This is a genomic window from Suilimivivens sp. (genome assembly GCF_037359455.1).
GTDB classification, from domain to species: domain Bacteria; phylum Bacillota; class Clostridia; order Lachnospirales; family Lachnospiraceae; genus Suilimivivens; species Suilimivivens aceti.
Map to the genome: position 1 here is coordinate 65,085 of NZ_JAXXXI010000053.1, position 25,864 is coordinate 90,948.

The window sequence follows — 25,864 nt, forward strand, 5'->3', positions numbered from 1 at the left end:
ATGAATGAAAAGCAAAGCAAAAAGGAACTTGCGGGAATCCTGTTTTTTCTGCTTGGCGCAGGTATGCTGGTAAGCTCTGCTTTTCTTTGTGTGGGCAGCGATATCTGGTATGATGAAGTGTTTTCTCTGGGGCTTGTCAGAAAGCCGGTATGGGAGCTGATCTCCATAACTGCAAGGGATGTACATCCGCCACTGTATTATCTGATCCTGAAGCTGTTTCTTACAGCTGTACCGGAAAGTACAGTAGCCATGCAGGTGACAGCTGCCAAGCTGGTTTCCTGGCTGCCCTTTCTTTGTATGCTGCTGCTGGCAGTATTTCCTGTAAAAAAGTATTTTGGTACGCTGAGCGCTGGACTGTTCTTTTTCCTGACCATGTCCATGCCGGGACTTTCAGAATACACGGTTGAGATCAGGATGTACAGCTATGCGGCGCTGTTCGTTGTGATGACTATGACAGAAGCCTTTGGCGTTCTGACAGAAGGCAGGCGGAGGAACTGGATCCTTCTGACAGGAGCTGCTCTGTGTGCCTGCTATACCCATTATTTTGCCTGTGTGGCAGCCTGTATGGTCTATCTGTATGTCCTGGTCATGCTGCTTCTGAAAAAGCAGAAAAATGAACTGCGGAGCTTTTTTTTCAGTGCAGCAGTCTGCGTTGTCTGTTATCTGCCATGGCTCCTTGCGGCAGTCACAAGACAGGTCAGCCAGGTGAAGGAAAGCTACTGGATCCAGCCGGTCTCCCTGCGGACACTTGGGGGATGCGTGAAATTTCTGCTTGCACCGGATTTTTCATCTGGAAAAGTCAGTGCAGTGATGGCAGTAGTGCTGTTCCTTCTTTTTGCAGGAGAAGTCCTTGGGGATATTTTTCTGCTGTTTTCGAAGAGAAGAAATGGAGGAATGGCAGTCTCCTTTTCCCTTGGATGTCTGATGCCTGTTGTCGGGATCATAATCTTTGGATTTCTGGCATCTGTCCTTATAAAGCCTGTTTTTGTATACCGGTATATGGTTCCGGCTATGCCGTGTATGTGGCTGTCTTTGGCAGTATTTCTGGGAAACAGAAGCTGTGGAGTAGAAGACTTCCTGACGGGAGGGGAGAACAAAGAAAACAGGACGGGACAGAAGGAGAAGAGGAAAAAGGCAGAGTCAGCGGTCATAGCGGCAGTCCTGCTGCTTTTTGTGATAATAGGAGGCTGTGATTTCCGGGCATTCTACGGAAATGAAATGTGGAAGCAGAAGCAGATGAAAGAGGCGCAGGAGGTTCTCGCGAAGCTGTCAGAAGAGGATGCTGTCACGATATTTAATTTTGGACAGCTCCAGGCTGTGATGGCATATTATGAAGGATCGGATTCCTATTTGTGGTATGAGAGGGCAGAAGAGCTGGTAAAGGAACTGTTTCCGGAGGTACATGACCTTGCGGAAGGAGAATTTACTGATGAAGCCGGGATCAGCCAGCTGAAGGAGCTTCTAAAAGAAGGCAGGAAGGTATATTTCCTTGGAAGTGGAAAGGCAAGAGAGGAAATTGTGGCAAAATGGCAGGAAGCAGGAATTTCTGTCAGGGAAGATAGCAGTGCGATGATCGAACGCTACTGGTTTAATCTTTACGCATTAACGATTGACGAAGAGGCAAAACCACGATAAAATAGTACTTAATGGGGGAATTAAAATGAACATTAAGGAAAGCAATCGGGCAGTATACAGAACAGATGCTGCAGATAACAGAGGCTTTACCCTGGTAGAGCTGATCGTAGTGATGGTTATACTGACGCTTCTGGCGGCCATACTTGTACCAAGCCTTCTTGGGTGGATTGATGAGGCCAAGGGTAAGCAGTACATATTGAGTGCGCGGAGCGTGTATATGTCAGCACAGGCGATCGAGTCGGAGAAGTATGCGGTATGGGATGGTACCATGGCTGGTGCGGATCACAGTCTGACTGATTATGATAAGGAACGGATTCTCAGAATGGCAGATGCAGAGGATGCTCAGATCCTGGATGTATCTTTTGAAAGTGACAGTCTGTCAGAAGAAGGAGCAGCTTCCAATCATGGATATTATACCATTAATGGAATTGTTGTGCAGTATGGAAGCATTACCGTTACCCTGAAAGACGGTATGTGGACAGTTATACAGTAAGATAAGATGAGGATTAGCGGTGTCAATGGCACCGCTATTGTGGTTTAATCAGGGCAAAGAGAGGATTTGCCGGAAAAGAAACGGGGGTCCGGATGGCAAGGTATTATTATGAGGCAAGAAATAAAAAGGGACGTGCAGTTACCGGGGAGATGTCGGCTGTAAGTGAAGAGGAGCTGTATCAGAAGCTGAAGATGGAAGGAAAATATCTGATCGATGCAAGAGATATGCAGGAAAGCAGAAGTTATCATCAGTTATCTCCTCTGATGCTTTCTGAATTTAACAGAGAACTCTCTGATATGCTTGGAGCAGGAGTACCTCTGGTACGTTGTCTGACGATACTTTCCCAGGAGGAGACCAGGAAGAAGAAAGACAGGGAGATTCTGACAGGTGTGCTGAAGGCTGTCAGACAGGGGGAAGCTCTGTCAGATGCCATGGAGCAGCAGAAGGGAGCATTTCCTGCGCTGATGATCCATATGTACCGGGCTGCAGAGAACGGAGGAAACCTGGGTGGTACGGCAATGAGGCTTTCTCTTCATTATGAAAAGGAACATCATCTGGATACCAGGATCAAGGGTGCTGTCACATATCCGAAAATACTGGCAGTTATGTCTGTACTGATGGTGATCTTCATTATGAGCTTTATTCTGCCACAGCTTTCAGAGCTGTTTGATAACATGTCGCAATTACCATTGCCGACGAGGATCCTGTTTGGAATTAGTGACTTTATCGGCACACATGGCATAGGACTGCTGGCCGTCCTGATCATTCTGGTGCTGCTTTTCCTCCTGCTTTTCAGGATACCGGCAGTCAGGAGGAAAAGGGATGAATGGAAGCTGAAAATACCGGTCGCAGGAAAGCTTCTGTCCGTGATCTATACGGCGAGATTTGCAAGATCGTTAAGCTCATTGTACCGTTCAGGGCTTCCAATCGTGAATGCCATGCAGATCGCAAGAAGGACGATTGGAAACAGCTATATAGAGGGACAGTTTGATGAAGTGATCAGTCTTCTGAAGGAGGGACACTGTCTCAGTGAGGCAGTAGACCATATCAACGGGTTCAGGAAAAAGCTGTCTTCGGTGATACGTGTAGGAGAAGAAAGCGGTGATATGGCTGTCATGCTGGATTCACTGGCAGATGCCTTTGATTATGAGTCAGAGATGGCAACGGGACGGCTGATCAGCTATCTGGAGCCGGCACTTATCATATGTATGGCTGTTATCATCGGGTTTATCATGATCGCAGTGATGATGCCGATCTATGATTCCTATTCAGCAATCGGTACCAGTGTATATTATTAATTGGAAAAAGGGGTGAAGGTATGGAAGTCATTCTGTATTTGTCAAATCAGCTTGTCCAGGCAGTGGAAGTAAAGAAAAAGGGAAGAAAGATCATGGCCCGCAGGGTGTGGCAGGAAGAAGCACCGGGCGGCAGCATAATCAATGGAATTATTACAGATGAAGAAGCGTTTCTTCCGTTTATCAAAAACTTCTTTTCCAGAAATAAGATCCCGTCGAGGGAAGTGGCACTGGTGATCGGGAGCAGTCAGTTTAACCATAAGGTTATGGAGTTTCCAAGGCTTTCTGACAGAGAGCTGCGGAAGCTGATCGAAAGGGAATTTGCTGAGAATAAAAAAGAAGATATCCTGTATTCCTATTATGTGCTGGAGGAAAAGGGAAGGAAGGGGATGCAGAAGATCATGGCAGCTGCTGTCAGTAAGGAGTTTCTGCTTTCCTATCTGGAATTGTTCAGAAAGGCGGGAATAGGACTTGGCTCTATTGATTCGGAAACGGGAAGCCTTGTATGTCAGCTTTCCCATTCTCCGGAGATACAGAAACAGACCTGCCTTGTCCAGGTACTGGATGGACAGGAGGTGGGAAGCTATCTTTTTGACAGAGGTGTTTATTTTTATTCCCAGAAAAACAGGCTTTTCAGGACAGAAACAGAGGAAGAGCTGGCAGAAGAGCTTATAGCGATCCAGGGGAAGCTGTCACAGTTTGCATCTGCCCAGAAGCTGCAGGAGCCTCTTGAGAAATTCTATATCTGCGGACAGGGAGCGGCAGTGCTGAAAAGAGAAAATCCTGAGCTTGACTGCTACCATGCAGATAAGGTGGTCTGCCCTGGGCGGTCTATGAAGAAGAAACCGGATTTTATCTATCCGGCAGGAATCCTTCTTCAGGAAGAAAAAGGTACTTCCTTTTTGGAACAGATCAAAAGAGAACAAAAGAAGAAAAAGAAGCAGTATGAGAGATTCATGCTTTGTCTCCCGTCCCTGTGTGTGCTGGTACTTGTCCTTGCAGCGGCAGCCGGCCTTGGCGGCAGCTATTACAGAAATCTGGAGAAGCTGTACCAGATACAGGAAACGATGGGAAATGAAGAGCTTGCCGAAAAGAAAGCCAGCTATGAACTGTCTATGACAAAGGTGGAGACGATGAAGGTGAGAATCAGGGATGCACAGGAAGCATGGGAGAAGCTGATGAGCTATCCAACCTTTGACGCTTCCATATGGAGAGAGATTACAGGCAGTATGGGAAATGGAATTACAGTGGAACTGAAGAATTTTAACCGGGACAGTGGTGTGATAGGAATGAATGCTTCGGCAGCAGATCCAAGACAGATCAGCGGCTTCATTGCGGCATTACAGGAAAAAGATATTTTTGAATCAGTAGAGTACAGCGGCTATACCTATGCAGATAGCACAGAAAGCTATACGATCCATGTTGTCTGCTGTCTGACAGAGGGTGCAGGAAGATAAGGGGGAGAACCATGAATATGACAATAACAGAAAGTGATAAAAGGCTTCTTTCCTTCCTGGTGGCAGTTCTGCTCCTTCTTCTGCTTGCTTTTCTGGTGCTGCGTCCGCTGGCAGATAAAAACAGTGATCTGAAAAGACAGATCACTGCGGCGAAGGATCAGGAAGTGGTAATGGATCTTGGAGCAGCCCTGGCTGAGGATGCAGGAACGGTAGAAGAAGAAACCGGGGAACAGCTAGAGGAAACCCTGAAGAGATATTATCAGAACCTGCAGAGCCAGGATGCGGAGAAGATGGTAACGACACTTCTTTTAAATCACAGGATGCAGATAAAGAATCTGACGGTGACCATGCCGGATACGAAAAGTGATCTGAAATGGTACCAGTACTCAGAAAAGGCAGCAACAGAAATAGCTGGGGAGGAAAAGATCGAAGGCCAGACAGGTATTTATGCTGTCAGGGTGCTTGGAGGTGCAGAGGGGAGCAGGGCAGATATGTTAGCTCTGCTTACCGATATATCAGAAAACTACCCGGCGATCAGTATTGCGGCTGTTGAATGGGTGGAAAATACAGGGAGTCTGACTCTGACATTGGAAATTTATATGTGTAAGTAATAATAGCTGGAGGTCACAACATGGAAACAATAACCGGCAAAAATTTAAAAATCGGAGATGTACTGATCGAACAGGGGTATCTGACAGAAAAGGATCTGGAAAAGGCGCTGCTGGTACAGAAAAGCAGTGACGGAAAAAGGCTTGGAGAGGTGCTGATCGAACAGGGATACATAACAGAAAACCAGATGCTGCAGGCTATGGCTGCCAAGATGGATTGTCAGGTAGTAGACATTGACAATCTTTCTGTTGACATTGTGGCAGTTGGCAGGATCCCGAGACAGGCTGCAGAAAAATACGGGATCCTTGCTGTAGGAAGTGAAGGGGGAAGGCTGAAGGTTGTTGTCAATGATCCATTAAATTTTTATGGTCTTGAAGATGTCAGACAGATCACAGGGCAGGAATTAATGATCTATCTGTGTGAAAAGGCTTCTCTTGTACGGGCGATCCGGTATTATTATACGGAGATCTCAGCGAAGAATGCAGCACTTAAGGCAAATGAGAATATACAGCCGGATATAGAAGAGATGGAGATCGAGGACGGAGATGATGATACGCCTGTGATCAATCTTCTGAACAGCCTGATCCAGAGGGCATACAGTACAGGAGCCAGTGATATCCATATAGAACCCTTTGAGGATAAAACCTTAGTCAGAATGAGGATTGATGGCACGATCATAGAATATGTGACACTGAAGAACAGTGTCCATAATTCACTGATCGCCAGGATCAAGATATTGTCTGAGCTGGATATTGCAGAAAGAAGAAGACCGCAGGATGGCCATTTCAGAAGCAGACAGCCGGATGGGTGTCTGAATATCCGTGTTTCCATTATTCCGACAGTATTTGGTGAAAAGGCTGTTCTTCGTTTGTTGTCAGGGAATACCAGGATTGACCACAGTGATACCATGGGAATGCTTCAGGAGGACTATGAACGGTTTTCCAGAATGCTGCATTCTCCAAATGGCATCATATATTTGACAGGACCTACAGGATCGGGTAAGACTACTACCTTATATATGGTTCTGGAAGAGCTTTCCAAAAAGAATGTGAATATTTCCACGATCGAGGATCCTGTAGAAAAGAATATCTACAAAGTGAATCAGATGCAGGTAAATGCTATGGCCGGGCTTACCTTTGAAAAGGGACTTCGTGCTCTTCTGCGTCAGGATCCGGATATTATCATGGTGGGGGAAACAAGAGACAGTGAGACAGCATCTATTTCCGTACGTGCAGCGCTGACAGGACATCTTGTATTTTCAACATTGCATACCAATGATGCAGCTTCCTCTGTAGTGAGGCTTAAGGATATGGGCATGGAGCCTTATCTGGTCGCGAACTCCATGGTCGGGGTGGTGGCCCAGAGACTGATGAGAAAGGTGTGCAGGGATTGTGCTGTTCCTGCTGAGTTGACAGAAAAAGAGGAACGGATACTTGGAGAGAGGGTACCCTATGTAAAAAAGGCATGTGGATGTCCGGCCTGCAATTATACCGGCTACCGTGGCAGGGTTGCTGTACATGAGATCCTTCAGATCGACAGGCAGGTGAGAAGGATGATCATGGAGAATGCGTCATCGGAGGAGATCAAGGAGTACGCAGTTAATAGACAGCATATGAGGACACTGAAGCAGTGTGCCATGCAATATTTACGGGAAGGCATCACAACAGTAGAAGAAGTAGCAAAGGTAGCTTACTATGAAGAATAAAAATGATGGCTTTACGCTGGCAGAGCTGATCGTCAGCCTTGCCATCCTGCTGATACTGGCGTCCCTCGGAATTGCAGGGGTTTTGTCCTATCAGGACTATGCAGATTTTAAAAGACAGAACAGCTATGCACAGACGCTCTTTGCTGTAGCACAGGCGCAGCTTACCTCCTACAGTGTAAGAGGAACCTTACCGGAGCTTATGGAGGTTTCAGACAGTCCGGTTTCCCTTGGTGGGATCATGACACCGGAGGGAATTACAGCAGATGAAAGTGAAAGGGGACTGTCCGCAAAGCGGAATGGGATCTACTGCCTGACAGGAACGCGGGAAACCTATGAAAAGTATCTGCAGGGAGAGTATAAAGGAAAGACAGATCTGGAAAGCAGACAGTATGAGATGCTGTATGGTATATTTGAAAGCTATATGACTGACAGAGCAGTTCTTTCCGCTGCAATCGCGCTGGAATATGATCCAAAGACAGGGATCGTCTACAGTGTTCTGTACAGTGACAGAAAGAATTCATTTACCTATACAGCCCAAAATAAAAATGGAAGGGTCAATATCTGTGACAGAAGAGAGGATTACCGCAGTGAATATCTGATCGGATATTATGGCCTGGAATGAAAGGGGGTGCTCCTCTGTGTACAGAAAAAATGAAGGTGTGACGACGATAGTGGTCATCTGTGTCATGGCGATCATTATGGCACTGTCACTGTCTCTTTTTCTGACAGCATCTGTACTGATGAAAAACAGTGCAGGAACGGCAGCACAGGAGCAGTGCCGGATCCTGGCTGTGAGTCTTTCAGAGGAGATCGAAAAGCAGCTTACGTCAGAGAAAAACCATTATGAGGATCAGCTGTCAGAGGACATGGACCGGGCAGAAAATGTGAGACAGACTTCCCTGTGGCATTATGTCAGGGATGAGATCCGGAGCGGAAGCTGGCCTTATTATGAAGAAAATGGGGATCAGATCCACAGCAGGGAAAATGCATTCCGTGTTTTTAACATGGAAAATACTGGCATTGCCGGAGAAATTGCAGATACAGCCCTTACCTTATACTGGACAACGAGCGGGGAGAATACTGCTCCGGAGAAGCTGACCATATTGACAAGAGTTACAGTCAAGGAAAAGACCTGCGTGATCACGGACGTCTATCGTCTTAGCTCATCAGGCGGGAACGGCTATGAAAGCTGGAGGTGGGAACATGAAAGCAGAAGCTAGGGAGGATAACAGAGGTACCTCCATGATCACAGTGATCATATCCTTTGCGCTACTGATGATTTTTGTAACTGCTTTTTTTAAAGTACAGAAGGTATCGCAGAATATGATGATGGATGCCAGGGATATGCAGATAAATAACCGGAAGCTGGTGGAGTCCTTTTATCTCTCACAGATGCAGGACAGTGCAGCCTCTGGAGACGGGAAGCTTGTCTTTTCTGGAAAGGAGGGCAGCTTTTATATTGATGCCGCACTTTACCGGGCACAGAAGGACGGGCTTTCCGGCGTAATCTATTATTATGGCACGGAGGAAAAGACGGCAGAGGAAGGGGCGGAAGCAGGTGAAGAAGCTGAAGAATGATAATGCAGGCATTACTCTGGCGGAGCTTGTTGTTACCTTTGCCCTGATGGGGATATTCCTGGCAGCGGCAGCCGCGGTGATCTCATCCAGTATCATGGTACATGCGCAGCTGTCCGGAACCATGTATGCTTCTACTGTCAGTGAAACGCTCCTTGATAAGGTGACGGGAGAACTGGCAGGAGCCAGGGCAGAAGAAGAGGAGGCGATCCGGATCGGACGGGTTTACCGGGATGGCGAGGATCTTGGGGAAGGAGTTTCCTTTTATGACAGGGAAGGAAATCCTGCCTGCTTTTTCGTTGAGGACGGACTTCTTGTTATGGAAGGAAAAGACTATTTCACACTGGATGAAAAGGCCTATATGAGTTACAGGATCACAGGATTTTCCGTAGAGCAGCTGGAAGGAAAAAATGTGCTGAAGGTAACATTGTCACTGAAAAATCTGAAAAACGGATTTATTTATACCAGTGACAGAACTACTAGGTGCTATTGCTTTTCATCAGATGATTTTAAAAAAATAACCAGTACTGATATGGATCTGAATAGTTTATGAAAGAACAGCCATACTAATAAATGCAACTATGAGCAAAACGAATCAGGAGGTTTAGTAGTATGGCAGATTTAAAATGTGGAGTAACGAACTGTGGCTATAATAAGGATAGCTGCTGCTGTAAAGGTGATATCTGTGTGGGTGGTGAGCGTGCGGAAAATGCGGATTCTACCTGCTGTGAAAGCTTTACAGACGGAAAGAAGGACAGCTTTACAAGTGCACTGGAGCATCCGAGCAGAATGATCAGCATAGACTGTGAGGCTGTGAAATGTATGTACAATGAAAATTACAGGTGCAGTGCGGAGCATGTGGATATCAGGGGCTGCGGTGCCAAGGGCTGCAGGGAAACCTCATGCGCTACCTTTAAAGAGAAATAGAAATAAGGAAAATGTGTGAAAGGTAAAAGAGAAAGGGTAGTTTCAGCCAGGGAACAGACAGGGTCAGATCGTACGGGCATGAGATTACCTTTTCTGCTTTGTTGCATTTTTGTTACAAAATTATGAAGATATGTCTTGAACGAAAGTACTATTTGTGATTAAATAGAGTTGTTGGCATTAACGGCGATTTATGGAGAATGATATGAAGATCAGAAAATGGGGGCGCAGGGGGATCTGTGTGCTGGCAGCGCTGATGCTGTTTGGTATCTGTGGATGTAAGAAGGAAGTTGTGACGGTGACGTCTTCTCTTGATGGGGAGGAAGGTTCTGGATACATAGAAATGAAAGAGCTTGAATTAAAGGAAGTGCCGGCAGCAAACGGAAGAGAAGATGTCAGCTACTGTGCAGTGATGATCCCGGAGGGGTATCATGAATCAGAAGAGGTTCCTGGTATGTATGTACATGAAATGGCACCGCTTGATTCCTCCAATATTTATTACAGCTCCTTTGACGGGACGGGAGACGGTTATGTATCAGATTCCCTGACAGAGAAGGAATATCTGAAGATCATGGAGGATGCACTTGAAGAGTCAGGACAGGAAGGAAGCATCCAGATTGAATCCTTTGAGGAAACGAGTCTTGATGAAGTGCCTGCTTACAAGATCAGAAGTACATATCAGCTGGGGGATAATACGATCCAGCAGCTTACCTACCTGGTAATGGCGGAGGATACCTACACGATTACCTACAGCCAGGCAGATGATGATGAATTGATGGCGGATTTTGACGTATCAGACGGGGAGATCCGGCTGGTCAAAGATGATGAGGTACAGACAGCAAGTAATAAATAAAATTAGGTGTTGACATCTGAAATACAGGATGTTATATTATATAAGCGTGTGAGGAACACATAAACAAGCAGAGTATCCACTCTCACCCTGTGGCAAATGGGCTGACAGGTGTACACAAAGTTCCGGACCATGGATGAAGGCTGCAGAGAACTGCAGAATTGGTCAGGTGATTGTTCAGTGGATAGTTATGCTATCCACTTTTTTCTTGTAGGAGGGAAAAACCATTAGCGAATTATTCATTAACGAACAGATCAGAGATAAGGAAGTACGTGTGATCGGGGAGAACGGTGAGCAGCTTGGCATCATGTCATCAAGGGAAGCACTTCAGCTTGCAGAAGAAGCAGGGGTTGACCTTGTGAAGATAGCACCTACAGCGAAGCCGCCAGTTTGTAAGATTGTGGATTATGGCAAGTTCAGATATGAACAGGCCCGCAAGGAAAAGGAAGCCAAGAAGAAACAGAAGGTGATCGATGTAAAGGAGATTCGTTTATCCCCCAACATTGATACCAACGACCTGAATACCAAGGTGAATGCAGCCAAGAAATTTTTGCAGAAGGGCGACAGAGTTAAGGTGACATTACGTTTCAGAGGACGTGAGATGGCACATATGGCATCCAGCAAGCACATTCTGGATGATTTTGCACAGGCACTTGCAGATGTCAGTGTAGTAGAGAAGGCGCCTAAGGTAGAAGGAAGAAGTATGACCATGTTTTTAACTGAGAAGCGGTAATCGTCAGTTAAAATAGATGAATGCCGGAAGACGGCAGTCAGTAAGAAATCACACTGAAATACAGGAGGAATCAGTTATGCCAAAAATGAAAACCAGCCGTGCTGCTGCAAAGCGTTTTAAAGCTACAGGAACGGGTAAATTAAAAAGAAGTAAAGCTTACAAGAGCCATATCTTAACCAAGAAGACGACTAAAAGAAAGAGAAACTTAAGAAAAGCTGCAGTTACAGATGCAACCAATGTAAAGAATATGAAGAAGATTCTGCCCTACTTATAAGTAAGGGTGGGTACTGATAACAGCCGTAAGGAGGAAATAAGAAATGGCAAGAATTAAAGGCGGTATGAATGCCAAGAAAAAACATAACAGAGTATTAAAGCTTGCAAAGGGCTACAGAGGAGCCAGAAGCAAACAGTATAGAGTAGCCAAGCAGTCCGTAATGAGAGCACTTACATCTTCTTATGCAGGACGTAAGGAGAGAAAGCGTCAGTTCAGACAGTTATGGATCGCACGTATCAATGCTGCAGCAAGACTGAACGGATTGTCCTATAGCAAATTCATGTATGGACTGAAGACTGCTGGAGTAGATATCAACAGAAAGATGCTTGCTGAGATGGCAGTAAATGATGCAGAGGGATTCAAGACTCTTGCAGAGCTTGCAAAGAAGAACATCGCATAAAGCAGAAAACAACAAAGGCCTTATCAGAAATGGTAAGGTCTTTTTTTAAAAGTGAAAGTGAGAGATGATTATGAGAGCTTTTGAAAAACTGGAACCCCTGGATGTATTTTACTATTTTGAGGAAATCTGCAGGATCCCGCACGGATCAGGTAATTTGCAGCAGATCAGCGATTATCTGGTTTCCTTTGCAGAGGAACATCATCTGGCACACCGCAGGGATGAATATGGGAATGTGATCATGGTAAAGGAGGCATCAGAAGGCTATGAAGATCATGCACCTGTGATGCTTCAGGGGCATATGGATATGGTAGCTGTGAAAAAGCCGGACTGCGATATTGATATGAAGACAGAAGGTCTCCGGATACAGGTAGATGGTGACCGTGTTTACGCGGAGGGAACCAGCCTTGGTGGGGATGACGGGATCGCAGTAGCCTATGGGCTGGCACTGATGGCAGGAAATTATAAGCATCCGAAAATTGAGCTTGTGATCACGGCAGAGGAAGAGACTGGCATGGACGGTGCAAGAGGAATTGATCTGTCTGGCTGTCAGTCAAGAAAACTGATCAATCTGGACTCGGAGGAGGAAGGTGTTTTTCTGGCAGGCTGTGCAGGCGGAGCCAGAGTGAATTATAACGCTTTACTGACACCGGTAATGCAGAGGGGGACAGTGTACAGGGTTACTGTAGACGGACTCCTCGGTGGCCATTCTGGTGCCGAGATCGACAAGGAAAGAGGAAATGCGATCTGTATCCTTGGAAGAGCCATGAAGGAGCTGGAAGAAGCAGAACTTTCTATTGCGCTTTGCAATATTGATGGAGGACTGGCTGATAATGCCATTCCTAGACAGGCAGAGGCTGTATTTCTGGTCACAGGTTATAAAGGAAATGGAGAGGAAAAAGATATTCTGGAGAAAGTAGTGGGGAAGCTTGAAGAAGGTCTGGCCACGGAATATAGAAAAAAAGATCCGGGTGTGAGGCTTCAGACGGAGATTCTGGATACAGAAGAAAGAATGGCATTATCAGAAGAAGACAGCAGGCGTCTGGTCAATCTGATCTGTATGCTGCCTTATGGTGTGCAGGCTATGAGCAGCTCCATGAAGGGACTTGTAGAGACATCACTGAACCCCGGAGTGATCTCACTGAAGCAGGGACAGCTTCATGTGGGAATTTCAGTCAGAAGCTCCGTTGACAGTGCAAAACAGGGACTGTTTGACAGACTTTCTGCGCTGGCACAGTTAGCAGGAGTGGAAATGGAGATCACCGGAAATTATCCGGGCTTTGCCTATAAAGAGGATTCTCCACTTTGTAGTAAGATGTCAGAGGTTTATGAAAACATGTATGGCAGAAGACCGGAGGTTATGGCAATCCATGCAGGCCTTGAGCTTGGTTTTTTTGCCGGAAAGATCAAAGGACTTGACTGTATTTCCATGGGACCGGATATGAAGAATATCCATACCACAGAAGAGGAACTGAGCGTTTCTTCTGTAAAGAGAGTATGGAAATATCTGCTGCAGTTACTGGAGGAAATGTAAATGGAGCTTGGAAAGGGAAATATGAAAAGAATCAAGGGACTGATCCTTTTTGCAGGGATCGTGGTGCTTGTGCTGCTCAAGTTTGATATGCTCGTGTCTGCGCTGAAGCTGTTTTTGCAGATGCTGTCACCATTTATTATGGGTGGTGCGATGGCATTTATCCTGAACCTGCCCATGAGGTTTTATGAAAAGAAGCTGTTCAGGAAACAGTATGCGGATCAGAGGAAGCAGAACAAATACGAGAAAAAAAAGAGGCCGGTCTGTCTGACACTTGCACTGCTTTCTGTGATCCTTGTGATCGCCGTGGTGACAGGAACGGTGATCCCGCAGCTCATTTCTACAGGAAAGGTACTGGCACAGGAAATACCGGTATTCTGGGATAATCTGATGACATCAGCAGAGCGGTTCTTTACGGATAATGCAGAGCTTGAGAAGCAGCTTAAGTCATTGGAAATCCCGGACATCAACTGGGATTCCATGCTGCAGGCAATAGGAAACTTTCTGAAAAATGGAATGGGAAGTCTGGCTTCAACCACATTTTCTGTTGCTGGAAGTATTGTCAGCGGTGCAGTAAATTTCTTTATTGCGTTGATCTTCTCCCTATATATTTTAGGACAGAAGGAAAAACTGGGAGATCAGGCAGAAAGGATCCTCAGAGCTTATACTAAGCCTAAGGTATACCGCAGTGTCAGAAAGATTGCTGTTCTTCTGAATCAGAATTTCAGTAACTTTATTACCGGACAGTGCCTGGAGGCAGTAATCCTGGGAACAATGTTTGCTGTGACTATGACGGTATTCCGTTTTCCCTTTGCCCTGATGATCGGTGTTCTGATTGCCTTTACGGCGCTGATCCCCATTGTGGGAGCCTTCCTTGGCTGCGCTGTCGGTGCATTTCTGATTCTTGTTGACAATCCGATGAAAGCAGTGGCATTTGTGGTATTATTTCTGATCCTGCAGCAGATCGAAGGAAATCTGATTTATCCCCATGTGGTTGGTAATTCGGTAGGCCTGCCATCTATCTGGGTTTTGGTAGCGGTCACCATCGGTGGAAGCCTTATGGGAATTGTGGGAATGCTTATTTTTATCCCGCTGTTGTCTACAGGGTATGCACTGCTCCGGGAGGATGTCAATAAAAGAAATCAAATGAAGCCGGAAGGTACTGAGGAAGGAGTGAAAATAAAGGAAGGAAAGAAAAAGGGGCTGCCGCACTAGTAATTCAATAGTGCGACAGCCTCTTTATTTTACAGATAGGGATTCTGGTTCTGATCCTGGTATGGGTTCTGTGAAGAATCCTGCCAGGAAATCTTATTTTTCAGTGCATAAAAAAGCTGTGCATTGGTCAGGTTCTGGTAAGGTGCTACATAGAAGATGTTCAGAATACAGCAGGTAAGGGCACCCAGAAAAGCCCAGCCAATGAAAGAAAGATCGAGTACGAAGGCGTTCCATTTGTCTCCATCCATCATCTGTTTGGTGGCAGCAAAAGCATCATCCTTACTGATTGAAGGATCCTCTGCGAGCAGATAGGGGATCATACGGTATTCATAGTCTTTGATAATACCGGGGATGATAAGGAGCAGACTCCACAGGGCAGTAAAAAGATCCCTGAAAAACATGATCTTCACTACATTTAAATAGGAAGAACTGAATACAAAGGCCACATCACTGAGCGAAGTCGGCTGTTTGCCACAGCGGATAAAATAACGCTGACAGCCCACCAGAAGGGGATTAAAAACAAAAACCTTCAGTAGTGAAGTGATGATCCACATAATAAATACAACAACGAGGGCAATAGAAAGTCCGACCAAAAGCGCCTGCAGATTCCCCGGTGATGAAAGAGTATCCTGCAGATCAGAGAAATCTGCGGAGCTGTTACTGGTGGATGAAGTGGCACCGGAAGAAGATCCGCTTCCGCTGACAAACATAAAGATCAGGGAAATCAGAACTGTTTTCCAGTAGTTTACTTTTAAAATTTCTTTGGCACGTGATTTGAGGTCTGCTCTTGACCACATAATGAATTCCTCCCATAGTTTATAATCTGTCTGGTCACTGTAATGCGAGACCATAACAGAAAGTATTATAGCATAGAATAATGATGCTGGAAAAGAGGATTTGGGAAGAATGAAGAGAAATTGAGGGAAGAAAGGTTAGAAAGTATACAAAAAAGTTGGAAATTTAATTGTAAGAAGGGGCAGTATCTTTTAGAGTGTAGACTAGAAAGGGTGTTGTTGATATGAAGATTCTTATTGGGATCTGCGCAGGAATTTTTTGGGCACTGGATACAGTAATTTTGAATTTGTTTCTGGAGGGAGAAGATCCAGGAATCGCAGAACGGCTGCTGCCATTTTTGCCGCTGCTGGTTACTTTTTTACATGATATCTGTTCTGCTGCTTATTTATTGTTTTTTATGGCCGGGAAAAAACAATTGAAGAAAATAAAAAAGGCATTGTTTACCAGGGAGGGAAAATTTGTAATTTTGGGTGCATTATTTGGAGGTCCTCTTGGAATGACAGGGTATGTGCTTTCTATCCGGTATCTGGGAGCAGGAAACACAGCAATGATATCGGCTCTTTTCCCGGCACTTGGTTCCTTTATGGCATGGATTATCCTGAAAGAAAAGCTGACAGCCGGACAGATAATCGGACTGTTGCTTTCCATAACAGGAATGGTGCTTATGGGAGGGACAATTACAGGAATAGAACAGGAAAAATTTCTTCCCGGGATTCTGTTTGCACTGATTTGTGTCTGTGGCTGGGCGAGCGAGGTAATCATATGTGGGTATGGTATGAAGAGTGGTGTGATCAATAATGAACAGGCATTAACTATAAGACAGATGACTTCAGCACTGTTTTATTTCTGTATTATTCTTTCGGGAATCAGGGGACACGGAGCTGTATTGCAGATCATGGGATCAAAGGGAATGTTGATCATTATGGCAGCAGCACTGGCAGGAACAGTGTCTTATCTCTGTTATTACCGGACGATCCATCAGCTTGGCGCATCGACAGCCATGGCACTAAATATAACATATGCTGCATGGGCACTTCTTTTTGAAATGCTGATTCTGCATACGGTAAAGAACCTGAAAGAGGTAGTCTGTGGAATGATTATTGTTGGCGGAGCTCTGATCTCTGCTGTATCAGAAGGGAGAAGGAAAAATGGGAATCTGTGAAATCCATAGAAATGAGATGTATGTATATTTTTACCTGGAAAGAGGGGAGGAAGCCCAGCTGCTTGGGATTTTTAAAGAAAAGAACAGTGGGATCAAAAAGGCTGAGCAGGGAACCTGTCGTATTGTGGATCTGATCTGTCCGGACAGAAAAAATTATTCCTTCCGGGGAGGAAAAACCTTTTATGACATGCCAGCGTATCTGTTTTATATGGATTCCTGTACATGGACGTCTGACAGCCGGTTTGAAATTGTACAATATTCAGAGGACAGAACGCTGAAGGTAACAACCTGTTATGAATTTGCAGAAAATGCAGACGCATTTAGCTGTAAAAGTATATTGGAAAATTTAGGAGATGAGGAAATTACCATTGAAGGAATCACATCTTTCTGCTTTGGAGCAGCAGCTGGTTATGAAAAGGATAAATCTGATCCTTCAGAAGATGTGGAAATTTATTATGCCCACAATACATGGTCTGAGGAGTGCCGGTGGGTGCATAAAAAGCTGAAAGATGTGGGGATATGGGCATATGGAAATCTGTGTTATGACAGGTTCAGGATCGCAAATCACAGCGGCTTTTCTACAGGGGAATATCTCCCAATGGGGGCTCTTTATAATAAACAGACGGATACTTCTGTACTTTGGCAGATTGAGAGCAGTACATCCTGGGCATATGAAGTCGGATGTTTTACTCCGGAATACAGAGAATCTTTCCTGAAAACAGATTATCGGCAGCAGATTTATCTGCAGCTTTTCGGACCGGATATGGAAAGTGCAGGATGGTATAGAAGGCTTAAGAAGGGAGAAAGGTTTGAAACGGTAGAAACGGCAGTGGCATACGGCATGGGGCGACCGGAGAGCGTAATGAAGGAGATGACGGTTTACCGGAGACAGAAGCGGAAAATCATGGAGCTTCCTATTATTTTTAACGATTATATGAACTGCCTTATGGGAGATTCTACGACAGAAAAACTGTTGCCACTTATTGACCGGGCAGCAGAGGCCGGTTGTGATATTTTTGTGGTTGACTGTGGATGGTATGATACAGGAGAATGGCAGTACACATTTGGAGAATTTGAAGAGTGCAGGCAGCGATATCCGGAAGGCCTTTCAGAGGTTATGGACTATATCAGAAGGAAAGGAATGAAACCAGGTATCTGGCTGGAACTGGAATCGGTAGGACTTGACTGTGCGGGACTGCAGAATATGCCGAAGGAGTGGTTTTTCCAGAGACATGGAAAACCGGTCATAGATTCGGGACGTGTGCATCTGGATTTCAGGGTAAAGGAAGTAAGAGAAAGAGCTTCAGCGATCTTGAAACGGGTGATCAGCAGATATCATCTTGGATATATAAAAATTGATTACAATCTGGAACTTTCCTGTGGAACAGAATTCCAGGCAGACTCTCCGGCAGATGGGATGCTGCAGCATAATAGGGCATATCTTGCATGGCTTGAAGAAGAACATGCAAAATATTCTGAGGTAATGTTTGAAAACTGTGGAAGCGGCGGCTTGCGTATGGATTATGGGATGCTTTCACGGATGGACATCCAGTCTGTCAGTGATCAGGAAGATTATCGGATCATGGCAGTGATTGCTGCAAACAGTGCATCGGCAGTTCTGCCGGAACAGGCAGGGATCTGGACCTATCCTTTAAAGGACGCAGACAGAGAAAGCTGTATCATGAATATGGCTTCGGCTATGCTGCAGAGAATCCATCTTGGAGGAAATTTGGATCAGCTTACAGAAGAGGGCTTTGCACTGATAAAGGAAGGAATTCAGTGCTACAAGGAAATAAGAAAAGAAATTCCGGAGGGAATTCCATTCTGGCCTCTTGGATTTCACTCTTTTGATGCTGGCTGGCTGGTGTTTGGCCTGCATCTGGAAAACAGAGATCTGATCATGGTGTGCAGACGCGAGGATGAAAAGAAACGGATTCATTTTCCTGTCCAAAAAGGAGTGGAAGCAGTAAATGTACTTTATCCGGCAGCAGAAAAGCGAATCGCCCAGAAGGATGGTATAGAAAATGACATTGTTGTAGAACTGGAGAGAGAGAACAGTGCAGTGATTCTAGAAATCATTTATGAATGATCAGAAGAATCACGGATTTTAGGAAGAAAGATGACAACACGTGTGCCATGAGGAGAGCAGGGGCTGATGAGAAGCTCCTGCTCTTCTTTTAGAAGATAGGAAAGCCTCCAGCGGATATTCGCAAGTCCGATATGTTTTCCTCGGTTATATTCATTTTCCATATCAAAGTGTTCAGATTCTTTTACAATTTTTTCATAGGCTTCCATATTGATGCCGATTCCGTTGTCTTCAATGGTGATACAGATTTTACCGGCATGATCGGCAGAAGAACAGATGCTGAGATGAATATAGGGATCCTCACCGCACAGACTTTCAAAACAGTCATTTAAAAATCCGTGAACAATAGAATTTTCCACAATAGGCTGCAGAATGTGCTTGGGGATCTGACAGGATTCCAGAGCGGGATCCACATCCCATATAATGGAAATGGTTTCCGGATAGGAATATTGCTGGATGGCAAGGTACTGCCGGGTTACATTTACTTCACAGGCTATGCTGTCAAAGGCAGAATGTTCACTGATGCGCAGACTGTCTTTCAGAATACAGATCAGGGCATTGTTAACGACTACAATATCATTGCATCTGCCTTTGCGGGCAAGGTAATTGATGGTATTCATAGTGTTGTAGATAAAATGTGGGTTGATCTGGGAGATATGCAGTCCATACTTCAGGATCTGTTCTTTTTTCTGTTCTTCTAGGAGAAGCCGGATATTTTCGTTCAACGTATCAGCCATGTCGTTAAAAGCATGACTGAGATCCTCTATTTCATCATTGGTATGAATTTCAATCGGCATGGTATCCCCATAAGGAAACTCTCTCATATGACGGGAAAGCGTTTCAATCGGAGAGATGATATTATAAATGACAGGGCGTAAAAGCCAGGAGGATAAAATCATCAGAAGAAAGAGAGACAAAAGAAGGATAACACTCATGGGGATAAATTCTCTGAGGAATTCAGAATAAGGTATAAAGGCCACAAGTTTCCATCTTGTGATATCACTTCTATGGGACAGAAAAATACCATGGGTATTATGAAACATATAATCACCAAAAAAAAGAGTTTTCTGATCACCCTGTAACTGCTTGGAGAGAAAAGCATATTCATTATCTGAAAAATTACAGTTGATAACAGGAGTATTCTGGTTGTTTAACCAGAGATAATGAGAGAAGGTCTTGTCTGCCCCTGTCATGATGGAGGCAAAATTTTCGGGTCTGATAAGCAGGATCATTTCACCAGAAAGGGCAGAAATATCGTCCAGCCTGATGCAGAAATATAACGGACCGTTCTGATCATAGTAGAAGAAACGGATAAAATCACTAGCATACAGGGAAGTATACCAGTCAGAGGAAAGGATACTTTGTGCTTCTTCATCTGTAAGGAAAACAGAATGATATACTTCTTCTGAGGTATTGATAATGATATTCTGAATATTGGCACCAATTCCGCTCAGTTCCATGAGTTTGTTTTCTATTTTTACTTTATCAGCAGGATTGGATTCAGCGATAAGAGCAGACAGTTGTTTATCGGTAGGAATCAGCTTTGCATAGGCAATGATATTGGTGGCTTCCAGGTCAAGCTGCTGGGTTGCCTGGCTGCCTATTACATTTAACTGATTGAGACTGTTTTTGATCTTGCTGTTCGAAAACAGCACAATCAGAGGAATGGCAGTAATAAAAATAGCTGCCAGGATCAGGCGGACAGTGTTTTTCTGGAGTTTTGATCCAATAATGGAATTTTGTGTAAATTTCAGATTCATCAGATTCGATTTCGCTTTCTGTAGTCTAAAGGCTTGAGGCCGAATTGTTTTACAAATACCTGGCTGAAATACTGGGGTGAAGAATAGCCGGTTGCTTCGCTGATTTCATAAATCTTCTGGTTTGTTTCCTTAAGAAGCTGGCAGGCTTTCTGCATACGGTAAGTGGTAATATAATCGCCCACAGTTTCTCCGGTTTCCGTCTTGAAAATACGTGAAAAGTGTGTAACAGAAAGACCGATATGATCAGCAATTTCCTGTAAAGACAGCTCGGGATTATCACAGTGCTTCGTGATATAAGAGATGGCCTGCCGGCTGTCATGGGACAGAGAGTCCTTTTCTATGAGAAGCTTATATTGATTGATAAGAAAAGCTGATAGAGAAGGGAGATCTTTGCAGTTTTCATAATCTGGTTTAGGAGCAGGATTGGGCAGCCTGTGCTCCAGAAAGGAAAGACAGACCTGGAGAAATTCAAATAACCCAGTATAATTTCTGCTGTATGTAATAGTTTTTAGCTGCTCTTCCAGAAAGTATGGGAGACGTTCCGGGGTTTCCTGATAAAGACGTATCAGGGTGTCTTCCTTGAAATCTGTTCTGATACCAGAAACAGAAAGAGAAGGACTGTCTAGAGGGAGAATTTGCTTCCCTTTTAAAAAATACCGGCCACGAAGAGGTGTCTGTTTTCGAAAATAGTCCGTATGGATTTCCTCCAGAGTCAGAGAAAACTGGCTGTAGAAGAAGGAATAGCTATAGGGAAGCTTCTGCGCCAGAAGGTCAAGGATAACCTGACCGTATTGTCTTAGCATATCCATGATCTGAAGAATAGAAGAAGGGGAAGAAAGATCCAGTATAATAATAACCTTGTTATTAAATGCAATATAGGAACAGAGCTGATGAATGGTCTTAAAACTGAAATCTTCTATATAAGGCAGTGCAGACTGAATGATGGACAGTGCAGTGACTGGATGATCAGCCGAAATATCATCTGTCAGGGGATACAGAATATCCGGTGTGATGACACAGTAGAAAAATTGTCTGTTCCTGTAAGAAGAAAGTGCTGATGGCAGAACTGCTGTACCGGAGTTAAAATATTCCCGGAAAAGCTTTTGAAGGTGGGAATAGGCTTCTGCATGGTGAGAGAGCATTTTGACACGGACTTTCTTCAGCTTTTCTGTTAAAAGCTGTGAAGTGATCTCATCTTTGATCAGATAATCCTCCACACCCTGTTGGAAGGCTCTTTTCATATAGTCGATTTCGGCATATGCAGTCAGAAGCAGAAAAACCAGATCTGGAAAATCTTTTCTGGCTTCTTCAATTAAGGTTATACCATCCATTCCCGGCATACTGATATCTGTGATAACCAGATCAATCGGTTTTTCGGAAAGAAGCTTCAGAGCCTGTTTTCCAGAACGTGCAGTTCCTATGATTTTAAAGCCTGTTTCTTCCCAGTTGATTATGGACAGAAGATCCTCTATGGCAAGATATTCATCATCTACAAGTAACACCTTTAATAGATTGGACATATCATTTTCCTCCTGCGTTTGCTGGTTTCATTGTACCATAATTTAAAAATGGGTAAAGAGAGATGAAGGAAAAATGAAAGGATAGTAAACAAAATGGTAGGATTTTGTATTTGGTGGCAGGAAAGATATTGATATACTTTAGTTATCTTGAAGGAAAGGAGCAGTGAGAGTGTGGAAAAGGAAGCAATTTTGCAGGTGAACGGCATCTATAAAAGCTTTGGTGTTGTAAAAGCCCTGAAGGATGTCAGTATTTCTTTTTTGCCAGGTGAAATACATGGACTGATTGGTGAAAATGGTTCCGGAAAATCGACTCTGTCTTCTATTATAAGTGGTATTTATTCCTGTAATCAGGGAGAGATGATCCTGGATGGAAAAGTTTATAAACCCACGAGCATTATGGATGGAGAAAGACATGGGATCTGCATGATTGTTCAGGAAATGGGAACAATCGGAGGTATTACTGTTGCAGCCAATGTATTTGCCGGTAAGGAGGAGTTGTTTTCCAGACTGGGGATTGTCAATCGGAAGGCAATGAACAGGGCTGCCCAGGAGGCACTTGATAAAATAGGAGCCTCTTATATTAAGGCAGAGAACAAAATTGATGAAGAATCTTTTGAAAACAGAAAAATTGTGGAAATTGCCAGGGCAATGTTCAACGATGTCAAGGTACTCATCATTGATGAGACAACAACGGCATTATCCCAGAAAGGCAGGGAACTGATCTATCAGATTATGGACAGACTTAAAGATGAAAATAAAGTGGTTATTTTCATATCCCATGATCTGGACGAATTGACAGAACACTGTAATACAGTTACCGTACTGCGTGATGGTGTTTACATAAAGACCCTGCATGGAGAAGAAATTCAGCCGGATGTTATGCGGCAGCTTATGATCGGAAGAGAAGTTCAGGATAATTATTACCGTGATGATTATGATGATTACCGTGGTGGTGAAGATGTCATTACCGTGGAAAATGTCTGCACAGAAGGTGGATTGAAAAATGTATCATTTGCGCTGAAAAAGGGAGAAATTCTTGGAATAGGCGGGTTGACAGACAGCGGTATGCATGATCTGGGAAGGACAGTATTCGGACTGGAAAAATGTGAAAAGGGAAGTGTTTATCTTTCTTCGTCTAGTGAAAAAATCCAGTCACCACAGAAGGCTATCAGACATAAGATCGGATATGTGTCCAAGAACCGTGATAAAGAATCTATTTTGAACCAGTCCAATATTATGGATAATATTTGTCTTCCTTCATATGACAAGATTAAGCAGGGTATTTATATTGCACCAAAAGCAGAAAAGAATCTGGCGGAGCAGGAAAGTAATGTCTTAAAGATCAAGATGAGTTCTTTAAAACAGCTATGTGGTCAATTGTCAGGAGGTAACAAACAGAAAGTTGCACTGGCGAAATGGCTTGGTAATGATTCGGATATTCTGATACTGGACTGTCCGACCAGAGGAATTGATGTAGGTGTAAAAGCTGCAATCTATAAACTAATGGATGATTACCGTAAGGAAGGAAAATCTATTCTGATGATCTCAGAGGAATTACCGGAACTGATAGGAATGAGCGACAGAATACTGATTCTGAAAGATGGCATGGTAGCAAAAGAGTTTGAGAGAAGCATGGAGTTAACTGAGTCGGAAGCTATCAAATACATGATCTAAAGGGAGCTGATAAGATGAAGATAAAAGAAAAATTTAAAATCAGAGAGATCGTTCCGTTCCTGAGCCTGATCGTAGTTATTGTGTTCTTTGAAATTGTTACAAATGGAACATTGCTTACTTTAAAAAATATGAAGCTGATCTTCAATCAAGCATTTGTTCTGATTATAGGAAGTGTTGCCTGCAGTTTTATTGTGGCGCAGGGAGATGTGGATTTCTCAATGGGGTCCATGGTAGGTATTACTGCAGTCTGTGCAGCATGGATTTCACAGGCTGCAGGCGGACTGGCTCTCCCGGCAGCAATGCTGCTTGGAGCAGCTCTGGGTATTATAAATGGTATCCTATTTGTGAAATTTAAGATCCCTTCCTTTGTGGTAACCTTAAGTACATTGATGGTATTGAGAGGACTTACTATTTTTATTGCAGGAGGAGGATCCGTCAGCGTTCCTTTTTCCCTTTATAAATATGACAGTTTTTCTTTAAAACTGATCCTGTGTATCGTTGTGATCATGGCAGCCACTTTCTGCTTTAATTATACGAAACTTGGAAAATGGAGCAAGGCGATCGGTTCAGGAATCACTGCGGCACATCAGTCGGGTGTACCCATAGGGAAAATGAGACTGTTTGGATATGGACTTTCTGCAGCAATGTGCGGTCTGTGTGGTTTCTTTAATATGGTACGTGCTGGATCAGCGGCAACCAATACAGGAAACTTTTTTGAAACAGATATTTTAATCGCACTTGTGCTTGGCGGTATGCCGTTGTCTGGAGGTTCTACATCAAAAATCAGATGTGCCGTAATAGGCAGCCTGACATTGGCAATTCTGATCAACGGTATGGTATGTTGGAATCTGAACGAAAAAGTGCAGCAGGGAATCAAGGGTGTGATTTTCCTGATTGCCGTTTGGCTGACATTTGATAAGAAAAATACATCATTAATAAAGTGAAAAGAAAAGGAGAGCATGTATGAAAAAGAAAATGATTGCGTTACTTACCAGTATGACACTTGTACTCAGTACAATATTGATGGGCTGTGGAAGTCAGAAGAACACAGGAGAAACTAAGGAACAGCAGACAGAGGAGGCATCTTCCGAAACAGCACAGACATCTGATAAATTACCGGAAAAATTTAAAATAGGTGTTGTTATCTGGTCGACTACAGATGACCTTGGTGGAGCCAGTGCAAGACTGCTGAATTATGCATCTGATATTATTGGATGTGAAATGGTTTATAATACGAATATTTCTTCCCCGGAAAGCCAGATCACAGCAACAGAAAACCTGATCGCAGCAGGATGTAATGCCATTGCAATCTGTAACTACAGTGATGACATCCTTCCAAAGATCACAAGCTTATGTGAAGAAAACGAAGTATATTTTACACTGATATGGAGAAGCATATCAGATCCTGAGGTCAAGGAAATTGTGGAAGCAAGCCCTTATTATTTGGGAAATACCTGTGAAAGCGAAGAAGAAACCGGCTATATGATGGGAGAGAGCTTCCATAATATGGGATGTGAGAATATTGCAGTGATCACCATGGAAAAGGGAGATGCCACAGCAGATGCCCGTGATGCCGGTTTTGACAGAGCCTGTGATGAATTTGGAATGAACAGGATCAGTGAGGTAAGAAACAATACACTGACAGCAGAAGAAACAACAAAGGCAGTTGAAAATTTTCTGGCCTCATTCCCGGAACTGGATGGTATTTTTGTCACAGGTGGAAGTAATACGATTCTGGAAGGGGTTATTCAGGCACTTGCTCTTCATAATAAAACAGGTGAGGTAAAGGTAGCATGTATTGACTTTATTTCTGATCTTGACAAGTATATTGAAGAGGGAGCTATTGATGCTATTTCCGGAGGACACTTTGTAGATCCGTTATTCTCTTATATGCTTATGGTAAATAAACTGACAGGAACGCCTCTTTCCGATAACTGTGAACAAATCGACCTTAACTTTATCAATCTGCAGTCTCCTGATGATGCAAGAAATTATTACAAATATTGTGAAGGTGACAGTTATCCTTACAATGAAGAAGAGATACGGAGCATGGTAAAGTATTTTAATCCTGATATGACAATTGATAAACTTAAAGAAATCGCAGCAGCCTACAGTATTGACGATGTTGTCAGCAGACATGGCGGAAACAATGCAGATACAACAGATAATTAAGG

Annotated in this window: 25 protein-coding genes; 22 read left to right on the forward strand and 3 right to left on the reverse strand. The window is 43.9% G+C overall.

The features are described from left to right. The 17 genes from WJQ40_RS11475 to WJQ40_RS11555 all read left to right on the forward strand — a co-directional run bounded on the left by WJQ40_RS11475 (window position 1) and on the right by WJQ40_RS11555 (window position 14,693). Entirely contained in the window at window positions 1-1,635 is a 1,635-nt protein-coding gene (locus WJQ40_RS11475) for a hypothetical protein (protein WP_337540389.1), read from the forward strand. Between the two features lie 25 nt (window positions 1,636-1,660). Next, window positions 1,661-2,128, forward strand: a complete 468-nt coding sequence (locus tag WJQ40_RS11480; protein WP_118798234.1) for a type II secretion system protein — start codon at window positions 1,661-1,663, stop codon at window positions 2,126-2,128. A gap of 92 nt (window positions 2,129-2,220) precedes the next feature. Further along, entirely contained in the window at window positions 2,221-3,426 is a 1,206-nt protein-coding gene (locus WJQ40_RS11485) for a type II secretion system F family protein (protein WP_337540391.1), read from the forward strand. A gap of 20 nt (window positions 3,427-3,446) precedes the next feature. Further along, window positions 3,447-4,880 (forward strand): hypothetical protein, encoded by a 1,434-nt coding sequence (locus tag WJQ40_RS11490; protein ID WP_337540393.1) that lies wholly within the window; start codon window positions 3,447-3,449, stop codon window positions 4,878-4,880. A gap of 11 nt (window positions 4,881-4,891) precedes the next feature. Next, window positions 4,892-5,491, forward strand: a complete 600-nt coding sequence (locus WJQ40_RS11495) for a hypothetical protein (protein WP_118798237.1) — start codon at window positions 4,892-4,894, stop codon at window positions 5,489-5,491. Between the two features lie 20 nt (window positions 5,492-5,511). Beyond that, window positions 5,512-7,194 (forward strand): ATPase, T2SS/T4P/T4SS family, encoded by a 1,683-nt coding sequence (locus WJQ40_RS11500; RefSeq protein ID WP_337540395.1) that lies wholly within the window; start codon window positions 5,512-5,514, stop codon window positions 7,192-7,194. After that, window positions 7,184-7,816 (forward strand): prepilin-type N-terminal cleavage/methylation domain-containing protein, encoded by a 633-nt coding sequence (locus WJQ40_RS11505; RefSeq protein ID WP_337405956.1) that lies wholly within the window; start codon window positions 7,184-7,186, stop codon window positions 7,814-7,816. The genes WJQ40_RS11500 and WJQ40_RS11505 overlap by 11 nt, the downstream gene beginning before the upstream one ends. Window positions 7,817-7,832: 16 nt before the next feature. Further along, the gene (locus WJQ40_RS11510) at window positions 7,833-8,414 is read left to right on the forward strand and encodes a hypothetical protein (protein WP_147371216.1); all 582 of its coding nucleotides are present in this window, start codon (window positions 7,833-7,835) and stop codon (window positions 8,412-8,414) included. Further along, complete coding sequence (locus tag WJQ40_RS11515) at window positions 8,398-8,772, forward strand: hypothetical protein (protein ID WP_337405957.1); 375 nt, start codon at window positions 8,398-8,400, stop codon at window positions 8,770-8,772. The genes WJQ40_RS11510 and WJQ40_RS11515 overlap by 17 nt, the downstream gene beginning before the upstream one ends. After that, window positions 8,753-9,322: a prepilin-type N-terminal cleavage/methylation domain-containing protein gene (locus WJQ40_RS11520; RefSeq protein ID WP_337540397.1), complete on the forward strand. Its 570-nt coding sequence runs from the start codon at window positions 8,753-8,755 to the stop codon at window positions 9,320-9,322. The genes WJQ40_RS11515 and WJQ40_RS11520 overlap by 20 nt, the downstream gene beginning before the upstream one ends. A gap of 59 nt (window positions 9,323-9,381) precedes the next feature. Next, complete coding sequence (locus WJQ40_RS11525; RefSeq protein WP_262574729.1) at window positions 9,382-9,696, forward strand: DUF1540 domain-containing protein; 315 nt, start codon at window positions 9,382-9,384, stop codon at window positions 9,694-9,696. Window positions 9,697-9,898: 202 nt separating this feature from the next. Next, the gene (locus WJQ40_RS11530) at window positions 9,899-10,546 is read left to right on the forward strand and encodes a hypothetical protein (RefSeq protein WP_262574730.1); all 648 of its coding nucleotides are present in this window, start codon (window positions 9,899-9,901) and stop codon (window positions 10,544-10,546) included. Window positions 10,547-10,784: 238 nt separating this feature from the next. Continuing rightward, on the forward strand, window positions 10,785-11,276 hold the full coding sequence (gene infC / locus WJQ40_RS11535; protein ID WP_118798245.1) for a translation initiation factor IF-3: 492 nt from the start codon (window positions 10,785-10,787) through the stop codon (window positions 11,274-11,276). Between the two features lie 76 nt (window positions 11,277-11,352). Further along, entirely contained in the window at window positions 11,353-11,550 is a 198-nt protein-coding gene (rpmI, locus tag WJQ40_RS11540; RefSeq protein WP_118798246.1) for a 50S ribosomal protein L35, read from the forward strand. 43 nt (window positions 11,551-11,593) lie between these two features. Continuing rightward, a complete protein-coding gene (gene rplT, locus WJQ40_RS11545; protein ID WP_118798247.1) occupies window positions 11,594-11,950 on the forward strand; it encodes a 50S ribosomal protein L20 in 357 nt (118 codons plus the stop codon). 70 nt (window positions 11,951-12,020) lie between these two features. Beyond that, a complete protein-coding gene (locus WJQ40_RS11550) occupies window positions 12,021-13,481 on the forward strand; it encodes an aminoacyl-histidine dipeptidase (RefSeq protein ID WP_337540400.1) in 1,461 nt (486 codons plus the stop codon). Further along, window positions 13,482-14,693, forward strand: a complete 1,212-nt coding sequence (locus tag WJQ40_RS11555) for an AI-2E family transporter (protein ID WP_337540402.1) — start codon at window positions 13,482-13,484, stop codon at window positions 14,691-14,693. Window positions 14,694-14,722: 29 nt separating this feature from the next. Here WJQ40_RS11555 and WJQ40_RS11560 read toward each other — a convergent pair whose 3' ends face one another. Next, window positions 14,723-15,490, reverse strand: a complete 768-nt coding sequence (locus tag WJQ40_RS11560) for a DUF975 family protein (protein ID WP_337540404.1) — start codon at window positions 15,488-15,490, stop codon at window positions 14,723-14,725. 221 nt (window positions 15,491-15,711) lie between these two features. Here WJQ40_RS11560 and WJQ40_RS11565 point away from each other — a divergent pair, with 221 nt between their 5' ends. Together WJQ40_RS11565 and WJQ40_RS11570 are read left to right on the forward strand one after the other, a co-directional pair. After that, window positions 15,712-16,650 (forward strand): DMT family transporter, encoded by a 939-nt coding sequence (locus WJQ40_RS11565; protein WP_337540405.1) that lies wholly within the window; start codon window positions 15,712-15,714, stop codon window positions 16,648-16,650. Next, a complete protein-coding gene (locus WJQ40_RS11570) occupies window positions 16,637-18,739 on the forward strand; it encodes a glycoside hydrolase family 36 protein (protein ID WP_337540406.1) in 2,103 nt (700 codons plus the stop codon). Before WJQ40_RS11565 ends, WJQ40_RS11570 begins: the two co-directional genes overlap by 14 nt. Here WJQ40_RS11570 and WJQ40_RS11575 read toward each other — a convergent pair. Both WJQ40_RS11575 and WJQ40_RS11580 read right to left on the reverse strand, forming a co-directional pair. After that, window positions 18,730-20,496: a histidine kinase gene (locus WJQ40_RS11575; protein WP_337540407.1), complete on the reverse strand. Its 1,767-nt coding sequence runs from the start codon at window positions 20,494-20,496 to the stop codon at window positions 18,730-18,732. The two genes, WJQ40_RS11570 and WJQ40_RS11575, sit on opposite strands and share 10 nt — an antisense overlap. Further along, the gene (locus tag WJQ40_RS11580; RefSeq protein WP_337540409.1) at window positions 20,496-22,016 is read right to left on the reverse strand and encodes a response regulator; all 1,521 of its coding nucleotides are present in this window, start codon (window positions 22,014-22,016) and stop codon (window positions 20,496-20,498) included. Before WJQ40_RS11580 ends, WJQ40_RS11575 begins: the two co-directional genes overlap by 1 nt. Window positions 22,017-22,187: 171 nt before the next feature. Here WJQ40_RS11580 and WJQ40_RS11585 point away from each other — a divergent pair, with 171 nt between their 5' ends. The 3 genes from WJQ40_RS11585 to WJQ40_RS11595 are packed head-to-tail and all read left to right on the forward strand — an operon-like array spanning window position 22,188 to window position 25,862. Next, entirely contained in the window at window positions 22,188-23,690 is a 1,503-nt protein-coding gene (locus tag WJQ40_RS11585) for a sugar ABC transporter ATP-binding protein (protein ID WP_337540411.1), read from the forward strand. A gap of 14 nt (window positions 23,691-23,704) precedes the next feature. Continuing rightward, on the forward strand, window positions 23,705-24,634 hold the full coding sequence (locus WJQ40_RS11590) for an ABC transporter permease (protein WP_337540413.1): 930 nt from the start codon (window positions 23,705-23,707) through the stop codon (window positions 24,632-24,634). Between the two features lie 19 nt (window positions 24,635-24,653). Then, complete coding sequence (locus tag WJQ40_RS11595) at window positions 24,654-25,862, forward strand: sugar ABC transporter substrate-binding protein (RefSeq protein ID WP_337540414.1); 1,209 nt, start codon at window positions 24,654-24,656, stop codon at window positions 25,860-25,862. Window positions 25,863-25,864: the final 2 nt, after the last annotated feature.